21 protein-coding genes are annotated in these 22,877 nt (G+C 63.5%); 9 read left to right on the forward strand and 12 right to left on the reverse strand.

What is annotated here, in order from left to right:
• Positions 1-18 precede the first annotated feature (18 nt).
• Complete coding sequence (locus tag B9Z03_RS27260) at positions 19-1,035, reverse strand: sugar ABC transporter substrate-binding protein (protein ID WP_085467111.1); 1,017 nt, start codon at positions 1,033-1,035, stop codon at positions 19-21.
• A gap of 160 nt (positions 1,036-1,195) precedes the next feature.
• Between B9Z03_RS27260 and B9Z03_RS27265 the strand changes: the two genes are divergently transcribed.
• From B9Z03_RS27265 to dctP, 5 genes are all read left to right on the forward strand, one after another.
• Entirely contained in the window at positions 1,196-1,957 is a 762-nt protein-coding gene (locus B9Z03_RS27265) for a GntR family transcriptional regulator (RefSeq protein ID WP_176247657.1), read from the forward strand.
• On the forward strand, positions 1,954-3,057 hold the full coding sequence (locus tag B9Z03_RS27270) for a M24 family metallopeptidase (RefSeq protein ID WP_085467113.1): 1,104 nt from the start codon (positions 1,954-1,956) through the stop codon (positions 3,055-3,057). Before B9Z03_RS27265 ends, B9Z03_RS27270 begins: the two co-directional genes overlap by 4 nt.
• Before the next feature lie 222 nt (positions 3,058-3,279).
• Positions 3,280-4,512 carry a CaiB/BaiF CoA transferase family protein gene (locus B9Z03_RS27275; protein ID WP_085467114.1) on the forward strand — a complete coding sequence of 411 codons (1,233 nt, stop codon included), beginning with the start codon at positions 3,280-3,282 and terminating at the stop codon, positions 4,510-4,512.
• A gap of 228 nt (positions 4,513-4,740) precedes the next feature.
• Complete coding sequence (locus tag B9Z03_RS27280; RefSeq protein WP_139832409.1) at positions 4,741-5,550, forward strand: IclR family transcriptional regulator; 810 nt, start codon at positions 4,741-4,743, stop codon at positions 5,548-5,550.
• A gap of 224 nt (positions 5,551-5,774) precedes the next feature.
• Entirely contained in the window at positions 5,775-6,797 is a 1,023-nt protein-coding gene (dctP, locus tag B9Z03_RS27285; protein ID WP_085467116.1) for a TRAP transporter substrate-binding protein DctP, read from the forward strand.
• A gap of 289 nt (positions 6,798-7,086) precedes the next feature.
• On the opposite strand, the gene B9Z03_RS27290 is transcribed toward dctP, so the two are convergent.
• Both B9Z03_RS27290 and B9Z03_RS27295 read right to left on the reverse strand, forming a co-directional pair.
• Entirely contained in the window at positions 7,087-8,364 is a 1,278-nt protein-coding gene (locus B9Z03_RS27290) for a TRAP transporter large permease (protein WP_085467117.1), read from the reverse strand.
• Entirely contained in the window at positions 8,364-8,897 is a 534-nt protein-coding gene (locus B9Z03_RS27295) for a TRAP transporter small permease (protein ID WP_176247658.1), read from the reverse strand. The genes B9Z03_RS27290 and B9Z03_RS27295 overlap by 1 nt, the downstream gene beginning before the upstream one ends.
• A gap of 449 nt (positions 8,898-9,346) precedes the next feature.
• On the opposite strand from B9Z03_RS27295, the gene B9Z03_RS27300 reads away from it, so the two are divergent.
• Positions 9,347-10,939, forward strand: coding sequence for a GMC family oxidoreductase (locus B9Z03_RS27300; protein ID WP_085467119.1), 1,593 nt, complete (start codon positions 9,347-9,349; stop codon positions 10,937-10,939).
• A gap of 101 nt (positions 10,940-11,040) precedes the next feature.
• Here B9Z03_RS27300 and B9Z03_RS27305 read toward each other — a convergent pair whose 3' ends face one another.
• Genes B9Z03_RS27305 through B9Z03_RS27320 form a run of 4 tightly spaced genes read right to left on the reverse strand, consistent with a single transcriptional unit; the run spans position 11,041 to position 14,232 of the window.
• The gene (locus tag B9Z03_RS27305; protein ID WP_085467120.1) at positions 11,041-11,961 is read right to left on the reverse strand and encodes an HpcH/HpaI aldolase/citrate lyase family protein; all 921 of its coding nucleotides are present in this window, start codon (positions 11,959-11,961) and stop codon (positions 11,041-11,043) included.
• A 16-nt stretch (positions 11,962-11,977) separates the two neighbouring features.
• Positions 11,978-12,478, reverse strand: a complete 501-nt coding sequence (locus B9Z03_RS27310) for a MaoC family dehydratase (protein WP_085467121.1) — start codon at positions 12,476-12,478, stop codon at positions 11,978-11,980.
• Positions 12,479-12,488: 10 nt separating this feature from the next.
• Complete coding sequence (locus tag B9Z03_RS27315) at positions 12,489-13,733, reverse strand: acyl-CoA dehydrogenase family protein (protein ID WP_085467122.1); 1,245 nt, start codon at positions 13,731-13,733, stop codon at positions 12,489-12,491.
• Between the two features lies 1 nt (position 13,734).
• Positions 13,735-14,232, reverse strand: coding sequence for a MaoC family dehydratase (locus B9Z03_RS27320; RefSeq protein ID WP_085467123.1), 498 nt, complete (start codon positions 14,230-14,232; stop codon positions 13,735-13,737).
• Positions 14,233-14,640: 408 nt separating this feature from the next.
• Between B9Z03_RS27320 and B9Z03_RS27325 the strand changes: the two genes are divergently transcribed.
• Genes B9Z03_RS27325 through B9Z03_RS27335 form a run of 3 tightly spaced genes read left to right on the forward strand, consistent with a single transcriptional unit; the run spans position 14,641 to position 17,404 of the window.
• Complete coding sequence (locus B9Z03_RS27325; protein WP_085467124.1) at positions 14,641-15,036, forward strand: hypothetical protein; 396 nt, start codon at positions 14,641-14,643, stop codon at positions 15,034-15,036.
• A 23-nt stretch (positions 15,037-15,059) separates the two neighbouring features.
• Entirely contained in the window at positions 15,060-15,911 is an 852-nt protein-coding gene (locus B9Z03_RS27330; RefSeq protein ID WP_085467125.1) for an alpha/beta fold hydrolase, read from the forward strand.
• Between the two features lie 56 nt (positions 15,912-15,967).
• On the forward strand, positions 15,968-17,404 hold the full coding sequence (locus B9Z03_RS27335; protein ID WP_210191397.1) for an aldehyde dehydrogenase family protein: 1,437 nt from the start codon (positions 15,968-15,970) through the stop codon (positions 17,402-17,404).
• A gap of 153 nt (positions 17,405-17,557) precedes the next feature.
• Here B9Z03_RS27335 and B9Z03_RS27340 read toward each other — a convergent pair whose 3' ends face one another.
• The 5 genes from B9Z03_RS27340 to B9Z03_RS27360 all read right to left on the reverse strand — a co-directional run bounded on the left by B9Z03_RS27340 (position 17,558) and on the right by B9Z03_RS27360 (position 22,862).
• Positions 17,558-18,910: a metallophosphoesterase family protein gene (locus B9Z03_RS27340; protein WP_085467127.1), complete on the reverse strand. Its 1,353-nt coding sequence runs from the start codon at positions 18,908-18,910 to the stop codon at positions 17,558-17,560.
• A 212-nt stretch (positions 18,911-19,122) separates the two neighbouring features.
• Positions 19,123-20,016 (reverse strand): orotidine-5'-phosphate decarboxylase, encoded by an 894-nt coding sequence (gene pyrF, locus B9Z03_RS27345; protein WP_085467128.1) that lies wholly within the window; start codon positions 20,014-20,016, stop codon positions 19,123-19,125.
• Positions 20,017-20,030: 14 nt separating this feature from the next.
• A complete protein-coding gene (locus B9Z03_RS27350) occupies positions 20,031-21,308 on the reverse strand; it encodes a TRAP transporter large permease (protein WP_085467129.1) in 1,278 nt (425 codons plus the stop codon).
• A 7-nt stretch (positions 21,309-21,315) separates the two neighbouring features.
• Positions 21,316-21,837: a TRAP transporter small permease gene (locus B9Z03_RS27355; RefSeq protein WP_085467130.1), complete on the reverse strand. Its 522-nt coding sequence runs from the start codon at positions 21,835-21,837 to the stop codon at positions 21,316-21,318.
• Positions 21,837-22,862 carry a TRAP transporter substrate-binding protein gene (locus B9Z03_RS27360; protein WP_085467892.1) on the reverse strand — a complete coding sequence of 342 codons (1,026 nt, stop codon included), beginning with the start codon at positions 22,860-22,862 and terminating at the stop codon, positions 21,837-21,839. The genes B9Z03_RS27355 and B9Z03_RS27360 overlap by 1 nt, the downstream gene beginning before the upstream one ends.
• Between the last annotated feature and the right edge of the window lie 15 nt (positions 22,863-22,877).

A 22,877-nucleotide genomic window follows, 5' to 3' on the forward strand; every position in this document is an offset into this window, starting at 1 on the left:
GCCGCCGGAGGGGTCAGGTCACTGTGCCCACTCGCCGACGAAGGCGGGATTCTTGTCGAGCACGTCCTTGGTGACGATGAACGGCACGGGACCGCCGACATCCATGTCGTAGGTGACCGGATACTTTTCCTTCTTCATCGCGGCGACCAGGGTCTCGAGGGCAACCGTGCCCATCGTCTCGGGGAAGTAGGCGAGCGTGTTGTCCCAGTCGCCCTTGCGCACCGCGTCGACGCCGTAGGTCGACGCGCCCGCAGCGGCGAGGAAGATCGGCCCCATGTCGATTCCCGCGTCCTTGAGGGCAATCTCGACCCCGATCATCTGCTGATCGGCGACGGACAGCACGGCGTTGAAGTCGCTCTGCGCCTGCATGATGTCCTGCATCGCGGTCAGCGTCGCATCGGGGCTGTAGAGCCCTTCCGCCGTCGCGACGATCTTGATGTTCGGATGTCCGGCGAAGACCTTTTCATAGGCCGCGAGGCGGATCTGGTCGAACGGCGAGACCTTGAAGCCCAGCAGGATGACCACTTTGCAGGGATCCTTGTCCTTGCAGAACTCCGCGACCGATTCCGCCTGGGCGGTGGCTCCGATCGCCGGGACATGGCCGACCGTAGCGGTGAGACCGGGGATCTGGGGCTCGAGCGTGCCGAGATCGGGACCGATCGGGAACATGACGGCGACGAGCGGCACACCCTTGGCGATCACCTGCTCGGCAGCGCCGGAAATGCCGACCGTATCCTGCGCGTAGAGGATCATGCCGTCGAAGTTGCCGCTGGCGAGCACGTCCTCGACCTGCGCGTACTGCACGACGGGATCGAACTTGCCGTCGTAGATGGAGACCGAGATGCCGCCGAGCTCCTTGGCTTTCTTCTGGATCCCCGACCAGACGGCCTGATTGAAGCCGTTCTGCGAGGCCGAGGCGAAGAAGGCGATCTTGAGGTCCTGGGCCGATGCTCCCGTTGCCGCCAGGCCTAGCATAGCGCCTGCGGCAAGCAGCCCCGCACGGCAGACGCGCCACGATTCATTGAACAATGTCATGTGGTTACCCCTACTGAAGACTGTGTTTCTTATCGTTGACGAGATCGAGGCTAGTCGATATGCGAACTTTATGCAATTGGGTTATCCAAACTTTATGCAAGTCAGACAGGGTAGTGATGGAACGCAGCAGTCCACGCAGAATCACATCGGGAGGAAACGCATGACGGGCGAGAAGCCGACCGGGGCCGAGGCGGCCGGCCCCAAGCGCGAAAGAGGGGCGACGACGATCTATTCCTCTCTGCGCGAGGACATCCTGACCCTGCGCCTGGCACCGGGCTCGGCGGTGGACGAGGTGGATGTCGCCCGGCAGTTCGGCCTTTCCCGCACGCCGGTGCGCGAGGCGCTGATCATGCTTTCCGGCGAAGGACTGGTCCGGTTCCTGCCGAACCGTTCCTCGATCATCGCGCCGCTGACCATGGAGAACATGAACGACTACTTCGACACGCTGCTCATCCTGACCCGGTCGATCATGGTGGCCGCAGCCACCAAGCGGCTCCCCGAGGACGGAGAGCGGCTGCGCCAGCTGCTTGTCAGCTTCCGCGAGAGCATTGTTCAGGACGAGGACGTGTTCCGGATCGTCTTTGCCCAGCTGGACCTGCTCAAGGGCTTTTCCCGCGTCGCGCGCAACGACTTCCTCGGCAAGTTCTTCCCCACCTGCCTCGACTACGGCCGGCGGACGATGTTGCTGCACTACTTCCCCTTTGCGGGACCGGAGGACCTCGCCTTCGTCGCCGACACCTACGCCCGCCTGATCGAGGCGGTGGAGAAAGGCGACACCTCGGCCTGCAACGAGATCGTCAACGAGCAGATGAATTCGGTCGTCCGCGTGGTGCAGAGGTCGCTCGAGCCGACCTTCGCCGAATCCGTCGACCTGTCGACAGACACCTATCCCCGCTTCAAGAATCTCGCGAAGAGAAAGTGACGCCTGTGACCAGCCCCCGCATCGCCAAGCTGCAGACCTTGCTCCAGGCCGCCGATCTGCCTGCTGTCGCCTTCGTGCCGGGACCGAACTTCTACTATCTGACAGGCGTTCACCTGCACCTGATGGAGCGGCCAACGATCCTGATCGTCACCGCCGAGGGTGCGATCCACGCAGCGATCCCTGCCCTGGAGCGTGACCGCTGGAACGCCGACATGCCCAAGGCCGAGACCGTCTTCTGGCAGGATTCCGAAGGCTACGCCGACGCGCTCACCACGCTGGCCCGCCAGACCGGACTCGACCGGCTTGGCGTGGAATCAGGCCGGATGCGGCATTTCGAGGCCGCCGCGCTGGAGGCCGCCTTCGGCTTCAGGATCGTCGATGCCAGCAAGGCGCTTGCGAAGCTGCGCCTGATCAAGGAGCCCGAGGAACTCGCAGCGATGGAGCGCGCCATCCGCATCAGCGAGGCCGCCCTAGAGGACACCCTGCCGCGGATCGTCGCCGGCATGTCGGAAACCGAAATCCGCGCACGGCTCAACATCGCCATGCTGGAACGCGGCGCCGACGGACCGGCCTACGACCTGATCGTGCTGACCGGAGGCGCCTCGGCCGATTGCCATGGCGTCCCGTCGCCAGACCGGCGCGTGGCCAGAGGCGACGCCCTGCTGTTCGACTGGGGCGCGGCTGCGGGCGGCTACGCGGCGGACCTGACGCGGACCTTCTTCGTCGAGACCGTCTCGAAGGCCCACCGCGACATCTACCAGACCGTGCTCGACGCCAACCGGCTGGGTCTCTCGACGGCCGCTCCGGGCGTGACCTACGACGCGCTCGACACCGCCGTGCTGAGACTGCTGGCAGACAGGGGCTATGCCGACATGATCCGGCACAAGACCGGACACGGCCTCGGCCTCGACGTCCACGAGGCGCCGCAGGTGATGGTCGGCAACCGCGAAACGATGTCGCCCGGCACCGTCTTCACCATCGAGCCCGGCCTCTACCGTCCGGACAATCTCGGGGTGCGAATCGAGGACGACGTGGTCGTCACGGAGACCGGTGCGAGGTCCCTATCGGTCATGTCGCGGGAGCTGCGGATCATCGGCTGAGGGTAGCGTGGGCGAGCGGGCCTGACGTCAGCGGCAAGCGGCTTCGAGCAGGATTCACATACGTGTCGAATGTCCGCCCAAGGCGGACAGGGTGTTGGCGATGTTCGGAACGCTGGTTAGGTGTGCGACGAGATGGCGGCGCATGAGACGTCGGCCGTCCGGAAACGCTAACCGAGAGGGTCACGGCGTATCGCGAAGATGCGGAACGCCGGGCGGAACCATATGGCACAGGCCGGAGCATTGGCGGGGATTCGCGTCCTGGACCTCACCCAGGCTCTCGCCGGGCCTTTTTGCACGCAGATACTAGCCGACCATGGCGCAGATGTCGTCAAGATCGAGCCGCCGGTCAGCGGGGACATGGCGCGGCTTTCGGGCCCCTATCATCCCGACGACCGGCAGAAGACCGAATCCGGCTACTTCCACAGCATCAACCGCAACAAGCGCAGCGTCGTCATCGATCTCAAGACCCCGGACGGGCGAGACCTGCTGCTGCGCATGCTGCCCGACTTCGACGTGGTGGTGGAGAACTTCCGGACCGGCGTAATGGACCGCTTCGGTCTCTCCTACGAGACGCTTCGAGCAGCTCATCCGAAGGTGGTCTACGGCACAATTCGCGGCTTCGGCGACCCACGTTCCGGCGAAAGTCCCTATTCGGACTGGCCGGCCTTCGATGTCGTCGCCCAGGCAATGGGCGGCATGATCGGCGTCACGGGGGCGGATGCGGTCCACCCCGTCAAGGTAGGGCCCGGTGTCGGCGACACGATACCCGCGCTTTATCTTGCGATCGGAATCCTGGCCGCGGTTCTGCGCGCGAGGGAGACGGGGCAGGGGCAGTTCGTCGACGTCTCCATGGTGGATGCGATCCTTGCCGTGACCGAGAGGATCGTCCACCAGAATTCCTTCGGCGGCAAGGTCGCCCTGCCGGAAGGCAACCATCACCCTTTCATCGTGCCGTTCGGACTGTTCTCCGCCCGTGACGGCCATGTCGCGCTCGCCTGCCACAACGACGCATTCTTCGGCGTCCTCTGCAAGTCGCTGGATGCGGATGCGGTTCTGGAAAATCCGATCGTAAGGACAAAGGAGAGCCGCACCGAGAACCGGGCCGCCGCGATCGCGCTGATCGACGAGATGACGCGCCGGTTCACCAAGGCCGAGCTCAACGAGCGGCTCGGCGGCAAGGTCCCGTTCGGCCCGGTCTACCAGATCGACGAAATCGAGCGCGATCGGCATTTCACCGTCCGTGAAATGATCGCGGAGATCGAGTGCCCTCCGATCCAGGGCAAGATGCGGATTGCCGGCGTGCCGATAAAGTTCAGCGACACGCCCGGCAGCGTCAGGACGCGAGGTCCGCGCCAAGGCGAGCACACCGCCGAGGTTCTGGCGGCGTCCGGCCTGTCGGACGCCGAGATGAAGAGCCTGAAGGAGAGGGGCGTCATCGGCGGTGACTTCGGCTGACGACCGGGTCGGGTTCTCCATCGCTCGTTCGCGCCCTCCAGATCAAAAGACGGCAGATTCACGAGAACGCCATTCCTGGCCGCGCGCCAAACGGCGCCCACGAAGGTTCCGGCCTTGCTGGACAAGTCGAACACATATGTGATCTGTCTTCGCCGGTTCCGTTAACCGGCTGTTCTCGATACGGATCCGGTGGAGAGTGCCGTCGCGTTCGACCTGGAGGAGATCGAAATGTCCTATGAGCAATTCGAAGGCTCGGTGATCGTGCCGGGGCTTCCGGTGCGCGACAAGACGGTCAAATCGGCGCGCAGGACCATCGAGCTGCTCGAGTTCTTCGTCGAGCATCGTCGGCCTGCCAACCTCCTGACGATCTCCCAGGCCCTCCGCTATCCGGCATCGAGCACGGCGGCGCTGGCGAAGAGCCTGACCGTTCTCGGCTATCTTCACTACGATTCCAGCACCCGCACCTATTTCCCGACCCTCCGCATATCGCTCCTCGGCGGCTGGCTGCAGGATCAGTATTTTTCCGACACCAAGACGCTCGACCTGATGAATGCGATCGCCAAGGAAACGCGACAGACCGTGATTCTGGCGATGCAGTCCGGCATTCACGTCCAGTATCTGATGGTGATCCAGGGGCATGAGCACCTGCGCGCCTACACCCGGATCGGCTCGCTGCGGCCGATCTGCCGGGCCTCGACCGGATTGATGCTGCTGACCCTGGCGCCGGTGGAAGCGCTGCGCGGGATCGTCAACCACGCCAACTCGCTGGAAAAGGAGCCGTCGGCGCGCGTCATGTTCAAGGACCTGGTCAAGGAACTCGACGAGTGCCGCGCCCGGGGATACGCGACGACGTCGGGCAACGTCACGCCGGGCCTCGGAACTGTCGCGATGCTGCTGCCGAGATCGGAGAGGCACGTGCCCCTCGTCATCGCCGTCGGCGGCCCGCTGGAGGCGCAGCGGGAGGAGATGCCGGACTGGATACGCATCATGCGGGACCGGATCGCGGACTACTATCCAAAGCTCACCAGAACGGTCTGAGTTTCTGCGCCCCGGCATGGCCCGGAGGCAGGGAGTAACTGGCTTCCGGAAGCCTGCCCCAGCCTACGCTTCCCGACGGTCACAGGGACGGAATCGCACATGAACACATATGTGCTTTGGCCCTCCGAGGAGCCTGTCCAGGGTGAAGCGAGCCGGCAAACCCAATAGATTGGGCTTCCGGTTGCCGGCTCAGCGGCCCCGACAGGACCATTTCGGAGGAGATCATGAAAACCACAACTGGCGGCGGTTTCGCCGTCCTCGCCTTGCTCGGCGGCCTGCTTTCCGCAAGCACCGCCATCGCCCAGGATCACACGATGCGCATCTCGCTCGACACGGGGGCGAACTCCAGCCGTGTCATCTGGGTCCAGAAATTCGCGGACGCGGTGGAGAGCCGATCGAACGGCCGTATCGACACCCAGGTCTTCCATAGCGGCCAGCTTTTCCGTGATGTCGACGTGCCGAAGGCGATCCGCCAGGGCAATGTCCAGATGGGCGTGCCGGGCAGCTGGCAGCTGGGCGGCTTCGATCCGCGCATGAACATGTTCCAGCTTCCGGTCATGTACGGGCGCTCGGCCGATGTCGTTCACGAACTGGTCGACGGTCCGCTCGGCCAGAACCTTGCCAAGTCGATTGGCGAGCGACTGGGTGTCGAGGTCATCGGGAACTGGCTCGATCTCGATGCCGGCTCGGTCTTTACCACGACGAAGAAAATCGAAACGCATGGCGACTTCTCGGGCCTGACGATCCGCTTTCCCGGCGGCGCCGCCATCGAAGAGAAACTGAAGGTGCTGGGCGCGGTGCCCGTGCGGGTTCCTTTCCCCGACGTGCCGATGGGCCTTCAGCGCGGCAACTTCCAGGGTCTCGTGTCGACGGCCAACACGGTCGTGTCCGCCAAGCTCTGGGAGTCGGGCATCAAATACGGCTACCTTGAAGCAAACTCGCGCGATCAGTTCATCCCGATGGTGTCCAAGGATTTCTGGAGCGGCCTTCCCGACGACCTGAAGCAGATCGTCACGGAAGAATGGAGCAAGATGATCCCGCTGGCGCGCGAGGACGTCCTGCTGCAGGCGGGCAAGGACGCGGAGACGCTGAAGCAGAACGGCGTCGAGCTGGTCGAACCCAGCGAGTCGGAAATTGCCGCGACACGCGAGATTCTGATGCAGAAGCAGGAAGAAATCACCAAGACGCTGGGGATCGAAGCCGACTTCGTGAAGAGCGTGAGCGCGGCGCTCGGCGAGAGCCAATAGCACCTCGCAGAACGGATCCGACATCGGGTCGAAATGAAGCCGTCGCCGGCCCACCGGCGGCGGCTTTCTTTTGCGCCGGCGCTACGCATCGAAGGTATCGCGAGCGCCGAAGCGGCAAGCTCCCGACGACCACTGCAGTTCAAAGCTGCGCAGCGATGCGCGGTCGTCGCCTCCAATGCAACTCGTCCGAGCCTTCGGGATCGATGCCGCAGCAGGCTGTAACGAAAGCGGAGCGGCGGGTGTCGAACCGCGCCGCTCCGTTGTTGCCTGTCGGGATATGCGCCGGCAGCTATGGTCCGTAGACCATCTCTGGCAGCCACAGGGTGAGGCCGGGAATGAACGCGACCAGCAGCAGCAGGCCAAGCATAAGGACCACGAACGGCCATATGCCGGCGTTCACCTCGGACGTCGTGCCCTTGGAGATCGCCGCAAGCACATAGAGGTTGAGCCCGACAGGAGGCGTGATCGCCGCGATCTCCATGTTGATCGCCATGAGGATTCCGAAATGGATCGGGCTGATGTCGTAGGCGCCCAGCAGCGGAATGAGGATCGGCGTCGTGATCAGCAGGATCGAGGCGATCTCCAGGATCGTTCCCAGCACGATCAGGATCAGCATGACGATGACGATGAACTGCCACGGCTGGAGATTGAGAGAACTCGTCCACTCGACCAGCCGCGCCGGCACTCCGGATTCGGTTACCCAGTGGCCGAACACCATCGCGGTCATGATGATGAGGATGATCGCCGAGACGCTGTAGATCGACTCCCCGATCACTGAGATCGTCTCCCTCAGCTTCACGCCGCGATAGACGAAGATGCTCAGGATGAGCGAGACGAACGCCGCGGCCACCGCGGAATCCGTGATCGTCAGCAGCCCGCCATAGATGCCGACCGCGATCACGATCGGCACCAGAAGCGCGGGAGCCGCGCGCAGGGCAAGCACGCCGATCTCGCCGGCGGACTGCCGAGGCTCCGCCGGCAGATTGCGGACGCGGGCCATCACGATGACGTAGATTGCCAGCAGCAGGGCCTGCATCAGCCCCGGTATGACCGCCGCGAGGAACAGCCTCGGCACGCTTTCCTCGGCAAGAATGGCGTAGAGGATGAGCGGCAGGCTCGGTGGGATCAGAATGCCGAGCGTGCCGCCGGCGCCGAGAAGGCCCGTCGAGAACGGACGGCCGTAGCCCTTGGCGAGCATGGACGGCAGAAGCAGCACGCCCATCGCCAGCGCTGTCGTGACGCTCGAGCCGGAGATGGTCGCGAACATCGTGCACGCGGCGACGGCGACGAGCCCCAGTCCGCCGCGCATCCAGCCGATGAGTCCGATCGCAAGATCGACCAGCGACTTCGCGACGCCGCCCCGCTGCATGAAGACGGCCGCCATGCCGAAGAACGGCAGGGACATCAGCAGGTCGTTGTTCAGCTCGTCGATCATCTTTTGCGCGACGAGCGTGAGGGACATGTGGCCCTCGGCAACGATCAGGACCGAGACCGAGGCGCCGAGCACCACGAAGAGCGGCGTGCCGAGATAAAGCAGCACGAAAAAGAGAACGAGCAGGAGCAGCATCAGACCGACTCGCTCCCGCTCGCAGGGGCGGCGTGTTCGGGCTCGAGCCCGGGGACGTCCCGTCCTGCCGCGAGATAGGCCAGCCGGATCGCGTAGAAGACCGACATGATCAGGAAGCTGGCGGGAAGTGCGGCGTAGTAGATCCACATCGGGAATTGCAGGGACGTAACGGACCTCTCTCCGATGTCCCACGCATCATAGGTGATCTTGTATCCGTAGTACGCGATGGCGCCGCAGAACGTCAGGGATATCAGGACATTGAGCGTCTCGACATATCGCAGCGGCCTGCCCTTCAGCGTGGCGAAGATGCTGTCGACGCGGATGTGTTTGCCCTCGGCGGCCAGGGTCGACGCGGTCAGCAGCGACGCCCAGACCAGGAGGTAGATGAAGACCTCGTAGATCCACGGTCGCATTCCGGGCGGATACAGTACCTGCGCGAAGATCTGGTAGGTCGGCAGCGCGAGCGCCGCGAACGCCAGTAGTCCGGCGATCCAGTTCAGGATACGGATTGCAATGGCAACATAGGCATTCATGGACGGTCCCTCCCGGCTCGCCCGGTCCTCGCTTGCGATGCGAACTCGCATCCCGGACGACTGCCCGCCGATGGAGTCGGGCCGGCGGCCCATCATCGTCACAGCACGCTTGACGAGGATCAGGCCACGTCGCTCGACCGGCGGGCGTGTCTATCAGCCATCATCTGGCGACCGGCCTGACAAGGGCTGGAGCCCGACGCCGAAAGGCAAACCACATATGTATTTTGACGCCCGGACGGCTCGACACCGCCCGTTTCGCGGGTCTTTCGCGTTCCTGAGACGATGTCAGGCATGGAAGACGATCTGGACTGCCCGCTTCGCGGACGACCGGCGGCATCCCCTCCGGGGCGTCGAAGAAACACATTCGTGTCCTGATTGCCGCCCCAGCCCACCGATGTTGATCGGTCGCTGCGTTCTCGCCCAAATGCATCGCAAATGGGAGGAACGGTATGTACGACTACGTGATCATCGGCGCGGGATCGGCTGGCTGCGTGATCGCCAACAGGCTGAGCGCGGATCCTTCCATACGCGTTCTGTTGCTGGAGGCCGGGTCCGAGCCGTCCGACCCGTGGATCAAGATCCCGGCCGGCATGGCGAGAATGTACCTGCCGGGCAAGAACAACTGGGGCTACATGTCCCTGCCGGAGCCCGGCCTGAACAATCGCGAAATCTACTGGCCGCGCGGCAAGGTGCTGGGCGGCACCAGCGCGATCAACGGTATGCTCTACGTCCGCGGCCATCCGCTGGATTTCGACGACTGGGCTCAGCGCGGCAATTTCGGCTGGAGCTGGGACGACCTGCTGCCGCTATTCAAGCGAGGCGAGGACTACCAGTTCGGAGCGACGGGCGAGCATGGCGCCGGCGGGGAGCTGTCGGTGACGGAACCGGTGATGAAGCTGCCTTTCTCGCAGGCGTTCATCGAGGCCGCGGCCAAGTGCGGACACAAGGTGAATGAGGACTTCAACAGCGGCGATCAGGACGGCGTCGGGTTTCTTCACTTCACGATCAGGAACGGCTCGCGCAACTCGACCTACGACGCCTTCGTCAAGCCGATCCGCCATCGGCGGAATCTCGACATCGTCACCGACGCGTTCGCGGAGAGGATCGTCATCCGCGAGGGGCGCGCATGCGGCGTGGAATACAGTCTGGGCGGGGAACGCAGGACAGCCGAGGCGCGCCGCGAGATCGTGCTCAGCGGCGGAGTCATCAATTCGCCCCAGCTCCTGATGCTGTCCGGTATCGGTCCGGCCGCCCATCTCAAGGAGTTCGGCATAGAGCCGATCGTGGACCTTCCCGGCGTCGGGCAGAACCTGCACGACCATCTCTACACGAACCTGGTCTTCGAGGTGGAGCCGGCATCCTCGGTGAACAGCAGGATCCGGGGAGCCGCAGCCTATCTCGAAGGCCTGAAATACGTCCTGGCAAAGACCGGCAACCTTACCAGCGGCTCCTCGCAGACATCCCTCTTCGCCCGGGTCATGCCCGGCGCCGACAGGCCCGACATCCAGATCAACTCGCGGCCTCTGAGCTTCGAGTTCTCGAAGGGCAAGATCGAGGTCGGCAAGGCCCCTGCCGTAACGGTTTCCGTCTGCCAGCTCCGTCCTCATTCCCGCGGCGAGGTGCGTCTCACATCGCCCGATCCGCGGGCGGCGCCCAGCATGATCGCCAACTATATGAAGGAGGAATGGGATCGGCTGACCATGATCGGCGGCGTCCGCATGGCGGAGCAGATCGTGTCCACAGAGCCCGTCGCCTCACGCATCGTCGGCCGCAGGGCTCCGGCGGAGGAACTCGTCACCGACGACGAGATCCTCGCCTACATCCGCCAGAGCGCGCAGTCGGTCTACCATCCCGTGGGCACATGCAAGATGGGCAACGATGCGCTGGCGGTCGTCGATCACCGGCTGCGCGTGCGCGGCGTGGCGGGTCTGCGCGTCGCCGACGCGGCCATCATGCCGGTCATCACCTCGGGAAACACCAACGCGCCGGCTATCGTCATCGGCGAGAAAGCCTCCGACCTCTTGAACGAAGATCGGCGCTGACTGCGTACTACCGCGGGAGCGGATGCTACATTCGCATAGGCTCCCGGGCAGAATGCCGGCCGAACGGCACGCCTCCACGGCGAAGGCGTGCCGGCAGCCGGTCACATGCCGATTGCGTCCGCCCGCTGGACGATGTTCCTGATGTGGCGAACCGAGGCAATGTCGATCATCTGCCCCTTGAACTGAACCGCGCCCAGCCCTTCGGACAGGGCCTTCTCGAAGGCCGCGTACATTTCCCGCGCCTCGTCCACCTGCGCTTGCGTGGGAGAGAACACCTCCTGCGCGACAGCCACCTGCGAGGGATGGATCGCCCATTTTCCGACCATGCCCAGCGTGGCCGCGCGTGTGGCCTCGCGGCGATAGGCTTCGGGATTGGAGAAGTCGCCGAACGGGCCGTCGACCGCATCGATGCCGTGGGCGCGGCATGCGATGGTCATGCGTGTGCGCTGATAGTGCCAGATGTCGCCCGGATAGCCGCTCTCCCCACCGATCGAGGTGATCGGAACGCCCTGGCTGGCCGAATAATCCCCCATTCCGAAGATCAGGCCTTCCAGCCGCGGCGTTGACGCCGCGATGCGCTCGACATTCATCATCGCCTCGACCTCTTCGATCAGGCACTCGATGCCGATTTTGCGCTCCAGGCCCAGATCCTTCTCGATCTGGCTGAGGAGCTTGTCGACGAAGAGCACGTCGTCGGCGTCGAGGACCTTCGGGACAATGATCATGTCCAGGTTCCGGCCCGCACCGGAGACGACCTCGATGAGGTCGCCATAGCAGAAATGACTGGCCGGATCGTTGATCCGCACGCAGCGCGTGGTGCGGCCGAAGTCGAGCGTGTTCAGCGCCTCGACGATCTTTCCGCGCGCTTCCTTCTTCTTGTCGGGAGCCACCGCGTCCTCAAGGTCGAGGAAGACGTAGTCGACGTCCATCGACGCTGCCTTGTTCATCATCTTCTCGGAGCTGCCGGGCACCGAAAGCTGGCAGCGGCGCAGCCGCGGAGGATGCGGGTATTTCGTGATCATCGGTGTCTCTTCCTTCTTACCTGGCAGCGCTCGGCTTGCGCTTGACGAGCGCGGTGCGCTCGCCTTCGAAGACCAGCTTGTCGTCCTGATTGATGCCGTAGTGCCGGAATCGGATGACGCCCGCGTCCGGACGGGCCGACTCCGTTTTCTCCAGCACTTCCGTCATGGCGTAGAGGGTGTCGCCGTGGATGACCGGATGCTTGAGGCGGATCTTGTCCATGCCCAGCTCCTCGATCACCTGTTCGGCGGTGTCCTGTGCCGCCAGCCCTATGACGAGCGAGAAGTTGATGCCGCCAAACACGATGCGCGTGTCGAAGCCGGCGACGCCTTTCAGCGACTGGGTCTTCATCCGATGCTCGTTGAAATGTCCGTCGGCGGTGTTCATGACCAGATTGGTCAGCAGCACATTGTCCATCTCGGTCATCGTCTTGCCGCGGGCATGCGAGATGACCTGTCCGACCTCGAAATCCTCGAAGTAGTTGTTCGGTGAGGTCAGGGCGGGATCGTTGGCTTTCATGCTGCTCTCCTCATGCTTCGCCGAACGCCATGTCGACCATGCGCCTGTCCGTCTCCGATCGGCCCAGGATGCTGTCCGAGATGATGCGAAGCTGGATTTCCGACGTGCCTTCGAAGATCTTCGTCAGGCGCGCGTCGCGCCAGTGCCGCTCGACGGCATGCAGCTTGGTGTAGCCGGCGCCGCCGAGGATCTGCAGCGCATCCGAAGTGACGCGCTCCGCCATCTCGGCCGAGAGATATTTCACCATCGAGGATTCGCGATCGCAGCGGCGGCCCTGGTCGATCTCGTTGCAGACGAAATACATCAGCTGTCGGCACGCTTCGATCCTCGTCGCCATCTCGGCGATCCTGAACCGCAGCGACTGGAACTCCGTGATCGGCATGCCGAACTGCCTGCGTTCGCCCGCATAGGCGATGGCGTCGTCCAGCGCCGCCTGCGCGAGGCCGATCGAGCGGGCGGCCGTGTGCGCGCGGGCGCCTTCGAGACCGCTCGTCATCAGGTAGAAGGCCTTGCCCTCCTCGCCCAGCAGCGCCGAGCCGGGGACGCGCGTGCCCTGGAAACTCAGCTCGAACGTGTTCCAGCCGAAATAGCCGATCTTGGGGATCGGGCTGCCAGCGCAGTTCGTCGGAAGCGTGCCGCGCTCCTTGTCGATCACGAAGGCGGAGATGCCGAGGTGGCGTTTGGCCGCCGACGGCGGCGGCGAGGTGCGTGCGAACACGACAAGGAAATCGGCACCGTCCGCGAAAGTGCACCAGTATTTGCTCCCGGTGATCACCCATTCGTCCCCGTCCTTGACGGCCCGGCAGGAGATCGAGGCGAGATCGGAGCCGGTGCCGGGCTCCGACAGCGCCGCGGCGGCCAGATAGTCGCCTTGCGCCGCCCGGCGAAGCCGATCTGCCTGCGCGTCCGTCAGGTTCCCTTTCTTCGGCAGGAACGAGCCCTGGCCCCGCGCAATGATCGATGCCACCGACATCCAGCCGCGCGCGAGTTCCTCCGCGATAAGGCAATACTCGAAATATCCGAGCCCCAATCCGCCATATTGCTCCGGCACCAGGATGCCGAAATATCCCATCTCGGCCATCTTCCGGCGCAGATCCATCGGGATCTCGCCCTTCTCCGGATCAAGCCGGTTCGCCACCGGCAACACCTCGTTGCGGGTGAATTCGCGCGCCACCTGCTGGATCATCCGGCGTTCGGACGTCATGTAGCCGCGACCGTCGTTCTCGACGGACGGGTCTGCCGATAGTGCGGTCATTTCAGCCGTCCCTCTTGCGCACGAGATTGCTCCTCGTGAATTCGATCAGGGTTTCGCCGGCCACGGTGTGGCCGCGCGTGCGCCAGGTGACGATGCCGTAGTCGGGTCGGCTTTCGGTCGTCCGGCAGGCCGTGACGGTGCTTTCCGCATACACGGTCTCCCCGACGATAACCGGCCGTGCGTAGGTGAGGTCGTCCACGCCGAGAAAAGGCCCGCCGATTTCGCTCAGATCCTCCACGCTCAGGCCGAAGACGGTTCCAAAAAGCAGCAGCGGACACACGACCAGGCCGCTCCGTCCCTCCGCCCGCGCATATTCCTCGTTGAAGTAGATCGGGTTGTAGTGGAGCGTGAGGGTGGTGAAGAGGACGTTGTCGCCCTGCGTCAGCGTACGCCCCCAATGGTGGCGGAAAACCTGGCCGACCGCGAAGTCCTCATAGCTGTTTCCGCGCCCCCAGAACTGCGCGCGACTGCGCAACTGCGCGACGATGTCGTCCGGCATCCGGCGTCCCTCCCTCGGTCACGCAGCCGATGGTGCGATCGGGCGTGTTTTCTTCCAGGCCCGCGGATGCTGCGCAGGATCGCAAGCCGGATCCCGCCGATGTGCCGACGCCGCTGGTGTCGCGGCACTCCGTCATCCACGCGCTTGTCCTGTTGTTCAGAAAGCGGTGTCCGCAAACAAGCGCAAACCGGGCGCGGCGCGCCGGACAACACATATGTGGCGCGTGCACTTCGATGGACGGATTTCGTTCCGCCGGCCGCATTTCACATATGTGCTCTCAGCGTCCCTTTCCCCGCTCTCCGATTGACTGCCACGCCGTCCAGCGAACACGCTCCTTTCGTTCGCGGCTAGGCAAGGCCAGCTTCTCGCTGGTCATGCAGGGGCGCGAAGCAAGGGAGGAGGACGATCATGCAGGAATCCATCACGTTCGATGTCGACGAGATCCGTCTTCAGGTGAACGCCGACAAGGAATGGACGCTGGCCGCGCGCTACTGGTACGCGCGAATCCGTTTCTCGATCGGAGCCGACCGCTACTTCATGCGTGTCGAGGACGGCAGGGTGACGGAGTTCGTCGCGGGAACGCAGGGCTTCGATCCTTACCAGATCGACATCGGCGCTCCCGCCGAAGTCTGGGAAAAGATGCTGGCGAAGGTCCCGCCGGCCTACTGCCAGAGTTTTCTGCCGGCACAGCTCTTCTTCGGCGCGACGCTCGGCGGCGATCTGGCCGCGATCTACTCTCACTACGCGGCGCTCGAGCGCATCCTGGCGGTCATGCGCCGCTGTCACAACGCGGTTGCCGCCTGAGTCCGCAGAGGGAGGAAGCATCAATGAGATACTCGAACGTTACCGGCCGCTATGCCTATCTCGAAGTCGAGGGGGTCGAATACCGCGTCTACATCGAGGAGGCCGGAGCCGGCATCCCGGTTCTGCTCCAGCACACGGCCGGCTCCGACGCCCGCCAGTGGCGCCACCTCCTCGAAGACGAGGAGCTGACGAAAAGGTTCCGCTTCATCGCCTACGACCTGCCTTACCATGGCAAGTCGGTGCCACCGCTTTCCGAGCGGTATTGGGAAGAGGAATACAAGCTGCGCAAGGACTGGTTCATGACCTTCGTCACCACCCTTGCAAGCGAAATGAAGCTGGTGGATCCGATCTACATGGGGTGTTCGATGGGCGGCCATCTCGCACCCGATCTGGCGCTGCATTATCCCGGCGTCTTCAGGGCGGTCATCGGCATAGAGGCCGCGGCATCCAGCGCCGGGGTGGAAACGCTGCTGAAGTTCCTCTGGCATCCGGAAATCTCGAACGAGAGCAAGCCCGCGATGATGCACACCTTGTGCTCGCCCACCGCTCCCGAGCCCTATGTGCGCGAGACCATTTGGTGCTACAGCCAGGGTGCTCCGGTCGTCTTCAAGGGCGACCTCAACTACTACGTCGTCGAGCACGACCTGACCGCGACGGCCAGAGACATCGATACGTCGAAGACGGCCGTCTACATCCTCAACGGCGAGTATGACTGGTCGGGCTACGCCGCGGCCGGCGAGGCCCTGGCGAAGGATATCGCCGGCGCGAAATGGACCTTCATGCAGGGGGTCGGCCATTTCCCGATGAGCGAGGATCCGGTCCGGTTCCGGTCCTACATCGTACCGATCCTCGACGAGATCGCCGCGCGCGCTTAGTCACGCGGCCTGCGCCAGCCACCCGCAAATTCAGACGGGACATGAAGGAAGAGAACGTGAGCGATCGCTGGAACCACTACATCGGCGGGACATTCAGGGAGCCGGCTGGCGGCGCCTATCTTCGCGAGCGCAATCCCCGCACCCGCGGCTTTTCCTATGAGATTGCGCGCGGCTCGTCCGAAGACGTGCGTCTTGCCGTGGAAGCCGCCCGCGCGGCCTACCCGGCATGGCGGGCGCTGAGGCCGATCGCGAGAGGGCGTGTCCTCTCCGCAATGGCCGCAGCGATCCGCAGCAACCTTGACGACCTTGCCGAGAGCGAGAGCCTGGAGACCGGCAAGACGGCCGTGCAGGCGAAAGCCGAGATCGAGGTGGCCGCCCAGTATTTCGAGTTCTATGCCAGCGTCATCAACCTGCCCGGCGGCGAGGTCATCGACCTCGGCGACAAATACCATTCCTACACCCGGCGCGAGCCGCTCGGCGTCGTCGGCGTCATCCTGCCCTGGAACGGGCCGCTGAACCAGGCAGCGCGAGGCATCGCGCCGGCGCTCGGCGCTGGCAACGCTGTAGTGTCGAAGCCGTCGGAATTCACCTCCGTCTCCCTCCTCAAACTCGCGCGCCTCGCAGTGGAGCAATGCGGGCTTCCGGCCGGCCTGCTGAACGTCGTGACCGGAAACGGTCCGGAAACGGGCGAGGCCATCGTTTCGCACCCCGAAATCCGCAAGGTCGCCTTCACCGGCTCGCTGAGAGCCGGCCGCGAGATCGGCCGCATCGCCGCCGAAAGGGTGATACCGGTGACGCTGGAGCTCGGCGGAAAATCCCCGAATGTCGTTTTCGCCGACGCCGACCTGGACGCCGCCGCGCTAGGAGCGCTGAGGGCATTTATCAGCAATGCCGGACAGATCTGCTCCAGCGGCACGCGCTGCCTGGTCGAGGCCTCGATCCACGACGTCTTCGTCGACAAGCTGGCAACCGCGCTGGATAAGGTGAGCATCGGCAGGCAGGAGCCTGGCTCGATCGGTCCGATGTCAACCGAGGCGCAGTTCGACAAGGTGCAGTCCTATTACGGGATAGCGCGGGGAGAGGGTCTGGTCGCCGTGCGCGGCGGTGCGCTGCCCGATGCTCCGGAGCTGAAGGAAGGCTGGTTCGTCCTGCCGACCATATACGCAAACGTGCCCAACTCGTCGCGCCTCGCGCGAGAGGAAATCTTCGGCCCCATCCTGTCCGTCATCCCCTTTTCCGACGAGGCCGACGCGATACGGATCGCCAACGATACAGAGTATGGCCTCGTGGCAGGCCTGTGGACGCGCGACCTCGCCCGCGCGCACCGCGTCGCCGGCCAGATCGAGGCCGGCCAGGTCTTCGTCAACGAGTATTTTGCCGGCGGTGTGGAAACCCCGTTCGGCGGCTACAAGCAGAGCGGCATCGGACGCGAAAAGGGCATCGAGGCCCTTCACCATTATTCCCAAGTCAAATCCGTCACCATAGCACTCTGAACATACATGCTCGTCGAATAGCTCCGAGATCAGGGCGCGATCTGGAACAGCGCCTGCATGCTCCACGTCGCAGTCGGCGCCTGACCCATGCCAATCAAGGTGAGATCGTGTGTCTGTGGAGCAACGTGCGCCGAGCCGCGCTAAAGCTGCTTTTCAGTCTGTTGCAAACTGGCAATCCAACCGGTGAAGGCTAGACGGCCGGTCGGTGATACCTCTCCGACCGTGACCGACAGTCCAGCGTGAGGGCCAGATGACTTTGTTGATCTCACTGGTCGTAGCACTCTGAAGAGATGACCAATCGCTCGCGGCATGATGCTTCCAAAGGATGCCGCCAGGTCCCATTTCGGGATTGAACATCACGTTGAGATCGAAAGCAGACACCTCCGCCAAGTTCGGTCCGATCCAATATGACGGACTCCGACCAGGACTACCGTGGACTATCGCGGTCAACGTTTGCTGGCTGCCCCGCAAGCCCAGCCAAATCTGCTCGATCGAACCTGGAGCGAAAGCTGAGAAGAAGGTTTGTGGCCTGGCGGTCCCGCAGGAGCTCGGCTGTCCCGTAACCCTCAGTTCAATCCGTCGACCCATAGCAAGGCAGCCCTGGATAGGGGCTTCCATTTCGCCCCTCGGCAAGGTTTTCCACTCCGACTCTTGCTCGGTCGGCGGCCACTCAAATTTCTCTCTGATAGCCCCCTCTGTGTCCAACACATTCAAGCGAAGGCCTTGGTCGTCAATCGCGGCTTGGACGCAGTGCAGGTATTCGACACCTTCAGGCATGCGGTGCGCGGTCCCGGCACCAGCAGTACATATCTGCAGGACACCTCGATGGATCTGCACATCGAATGCGAGGATATGGCTGCAGACATAGGCCAACACCTTCTCCCTGACCAATATGTCCCAGAACTTTGGGCCGTCTTCCGGGCCAATCTCGCGCTGGTACGGGCCGGAAAATCCGTTCACCGGAAAGACCGGGTGGTGACCGACAACGAGTTTGTGGCGAACGTCAGCATTCTCCTGGAGTGTCCTCTCGAGCCACTGGGTCTCGACATACCCCTCGCCTCCCGAGCCGCTCCACAAAGTGTTGACGAAGACCATCAGGAGATCGCCACGCCGCACGAAATAGGACAGGCCAAGTTGGTCGACCGGACCATTGTCCGGGAGTCCGAGCACATCGCGGAATACCGCTTCGCTCATCTCATCATAGGCTGTGTGGTTGCCGGTGGTATGCCACATCGGGATCTGCGTGCGATCCAGCCAGCCCATCTCGACTTCCAGCCAATGCCGCCACTGGTCCCTCAGCGCCGCTTCGTCCGAAACCAAACCGATGACTTCGTCGCCAGGGAAGAGGATGAATTCCGGCGCTGGATCGAGGCGTCTCACGACCGCATTCACTGAAGCAAACGTCTGTTCATGAAGGGCATTCGGGACGCCTGAACAGGAGTCGCCGTAGATGACGAACTGGTGGCCTTGACCACGCGGACAAATCGCCGGAATGCGCGGCGTCATATACTCCTCCCTTGAGCTGCTACGCCCTTCAGGACGCGCCCGTCACGTGCGCAATAGGGAGCTCCGATCCCTTCCATGGACCCATCCACGTCTGCAGAACGTCCGGCGGCGCGCATCCGCGGAGCATCCGCTTACCAAGCTGGCGCTTCAGCAGCATCCTCCCCGTTCTGCCCCTGAGCGGCGTTACGATCGCTGCAGCCTCGCAAAACAGGTCATTGCTCCGAATTGGCGGCCCATGCCTCGTCTCGATACCGCCGGATCGCGGTGCGCAGACCGGCTACACTTGGACCCTTTGCCAGAATCGCACGAGAGACGGAGGGCAGCGTTCGTTTTGCTGCGCGGCCAAACCTGGCTTTGACGTCCGAGATCGTCGCGCCCTGGGCGCCGACGCCCGGCGCCAACACAAGAGAGAGTGGTAGCCGGTCAAGGACGGTGCTGTCCGCTGCATCGATCGTCGCGCCGATCACCGCGCCGACATGTCCGATGCCCTCGCCCGTCTCGCGATTGATCACCGTGATGGAATCCGCAAGCGCCTCCGCGACGGTCCGGCCATCGTCATGCATCGCCTTCTGCAGGAAGTGTCCGTCGGCATTCGACGAACGTACCACCACGAAGACAGCCGCGCCGCAGGCGGCAGCCCTGTCGATCACGGGTCTGAGCGCGTCCAGTCCGAGATAGGCGGTGACAGTCATTGCATCGCCACCAAAGCCGCTGTCATCGCCGAGCATTGCCTGCGCATAGCCCGTCATTGTCCTGGCGAAGTCACCCCTCTTGCAGTCGATGAGGGCGAGCGCGCCCTGGCTCTTGGCCTGCCTGATCACCTTCGCCATCACGTCCATGCCACCAGGTCCGAGGCGTTCGAAGAAGCCGCATTGCGGCTTCACGACCGCGATCTCGTCAGCCGCCGCTTCGAGCACTGTCTGGCAGAAGCGATGCATTCCCTCGACCGAATCGTCGAGACCCCAGTGGCGGATGAGATCCTCCGAGGGATCCAGTCCCAGACACAGCGGTGATCGTGCCTGTGCGAGATCCACGAACCGATCCGCAAAGCGCCGTGCAACAGGCCTGCTTGTGTTCCCGGATTCGCGTCGAACTGCTGCTGGCATGCTTCCGTTCCTCGCTAGAAGATCAAGTTGGGCAGGAAGGTCGACAACCAGGGCACATAGCTGACAAGCGCCAGCACCAGCAGATTGACGGCGATGAAAGGCATTATGCCGGCCACGACCTGTTCGACCGGTCGCCCGAGCGTTGCCGAGGTTACAGCGAGATCGAGCCCGACCGGCGGCGTTATCATGCCGGTGCAGACGTTCAGCGTTACGATCATGCCGAAGTGGACAGGGTCGATTCCAAGCGCGGTCGAGACTGGGAAGAGGGTTGGCAGGAAAATCACCATGATCGAGTTGGGATCGAGAAACATGCCGCAGATGAGAAACAGCACGTTCACGCACAGCATGAACACGATCCAGTTCACGTTGTTGTCCTGGATGATGCCCAGCAATGTGCGGTCAAACCCGGCCAGCGTGATGAAGTAGGCAAGAAGCGCGCCCATCGACAGCAGGATGAAGATCACGCCGGTGGAGACAGCGCTGTCGCGCGCGATCGAGAAGACGTCGCGCAACGAGAGCGAGCGGAAGATGAAGACCTCCACGATCACGGCATAGACGGCGGAGACCGCGGCCGCCTCGGTCGCCGTGAATATCCCGCTGAAAATTCCGACCAGGATGATGACCTGCATCAGCAGCGCCCAGAAGGCGTCGACAAAAGCCGACCACCTCCCGCGCCAGGTCACACGCTCGACCCCAGGAATGCCCTCCCTCCATGCGGTGAATGCAACCAGCGCCATGAAGCCGAGGCCAAGGACGATCCCCACCATCAGACCCGCCGCAAACAGCGCGGCGATCGAAGTCCCCGTCAGCCAGCTGTAGACGACAAAGGTGATCGAGGGCGGGATCAGGAGTGCGCATTCCGCGCTCGAGGCTATCAGGCCAAGGCTGAAGCGTTCGCTGAAGCCGGAGCGCCTGAGTTCGGGAAAGGCCACGCGCCCCATCGCTGCCACGGTGGCTGGAGCGGATCCCGCGGCGGCGCCGAACACCATGCAGGTTACGACCGTCGAATGGCCGAGGCCTCCCCGTTTGTGGCCGACCAGGGCGCGGAACAGACCGGCAAGCTGCCCTGCCATTCTGCCCCGCGCCATCAGGTCCGCCGCGAAAATGAAGAAGGGAATGGCGAGCAGCGTCACCACTTCGACGCCGCCGACCAGGCGCTGCCCGATGATCAGATCGGGCATCATCGGATACATGAGGTATTTGGTGACGACCGCCGGAACGCCGAGAACCAGGAATATCTCTGCGGCTATCGCCAGAAGAACGGCCGCGAGAACGAAGAGGAGCCCAACCATGTGACCGCTACAGATGGTGCATGGGGTCGATCTCGCGCGCAAAGCGGTCCGACAACCCAAGCAGTTCAACCAGATATTGCGCCGCAAGCAGGAGGAAGCCGACAGGCATGATCCCGTAGAGCCACGCGACGGAGAAGCCGAGCGTCGGACTGGTCTGCCCGCTGCGCGCCACGAAAGCCGTGATCTCCCAGCCGACCTTCAGCATGTAGACGCTGAAGACCAGGCCGAGCAGATTGATGACGATTTTCACGAGGCGCTGGGCCGAAGGCGGCATGCGGTCGAGCAGCATGCGCATGCTGATATGCCGTCCGCTTTCGAGCGCGAGACCGATCGCCAGAAAGACGATCCACACCAGCCCGAAGAGCGAGACCTCGTCGATCCACGCCAGTCTCGGTGCGAGCGACGGCATGATTTCACGAACAAGGACATTGGTCGCGTAGCCGAAGGTCATTGCAAGCATGAGCAGACCGAGCAGGAAACCCTGCACGGTCTGCACGCGCCCCAGCGCGGCGACGAAGCGCGCGCCCATCAACCGGCGAGCTTCTTGTACTCGGCGTCGTAGATCTTGAGTATGTCCTCGCCCTCGGCCCCCGCCAGCGCCACATAGGCTTCGCGGGCCTTCGGCGCGGTCGCGTCGCGCAATTTCCCGCGCTCGGCTTCATCCGCGATCCGGACATTGACACCGGCGGCCTTGATGATCTCGAGCGCGGCGCTGGCCGACGCTTCCTTCATCTTCTCGACTTCGGGTCGCACCTCGTCGAATGCCTTTGCAATGATGTCCTTGTGGCCATCCGGCAGCGCCTGCCACCATGCAGGATTGAACAGGACGAAGTCCTCCATCGCGCCATGCTCGGTCACGACGAGGTTCTTCTGGACCTCGTGGAACTTCATGGTGGTGATGGTGTCGAGCGGGTTTTCCTGCCCGTCGACGAGACCCGTCTGGAGCGAGGTGTAGAGCTCGCCGAAGTTGATGGCGACGGCGGTGGCGCCGACCGCGGCGAACTGATCGATCAGGATCTTGGAGTCCATGACGCGGAACTTCTGTCCCGCGAGCTCGACCAGATTGTCGAGGGATTTGTTCGAGGTCAGGCTTTTGCGGCCGTTCGGCCATTCGGTGAGCGCATGCAGACCGCGCTTCTCGAAGCTTGCAAGCAAAGCCTTGCCGAATGGCCCCTCGCGCAGCTGCTGCGACATGGCGCGATCGGTCGGCAGCAGGTAAGGAACGTCGAGCACCGACACCACCGGATTGAAGCCACCGAGGAAGGCGGCCGGCTGAACCGTGCACTCGATGGCGCCGAACTGCGTGCCCTCGATCATCTGGCGCGCATTGCCGAGCTGGGACAGCGGGTAGAGCGTGAACTCGACTTCACCGCTCGTACGTTCCTTCACCAGAGCCCCGACTTTTTCGAGACCCTTGTGGCGCGGTTGAGCCGGCGATTCGAGATGCGCGACTTTCACTGGATACTTCGCGGCCTGACCGAATGCGACCCTGGGCATCATCGCCGCGGTGGCCGCCAACGCTCCCGACTTCAGGACTGTCCTTCTGGATATCATCTTGTTCACCCTCGT

This window comes from Mesorhizobium australicum, assembly GCF_900177325.1.
In the GTDB taxonomy this organism is placed as follows: domain Bacteria; phylum Pseudomonadota; class Alphaproteobacteria; order Rhizobiales; family Rhizobiaceae; genus Mesorhizobium_A; species Mesorhizobium_A australicum_A.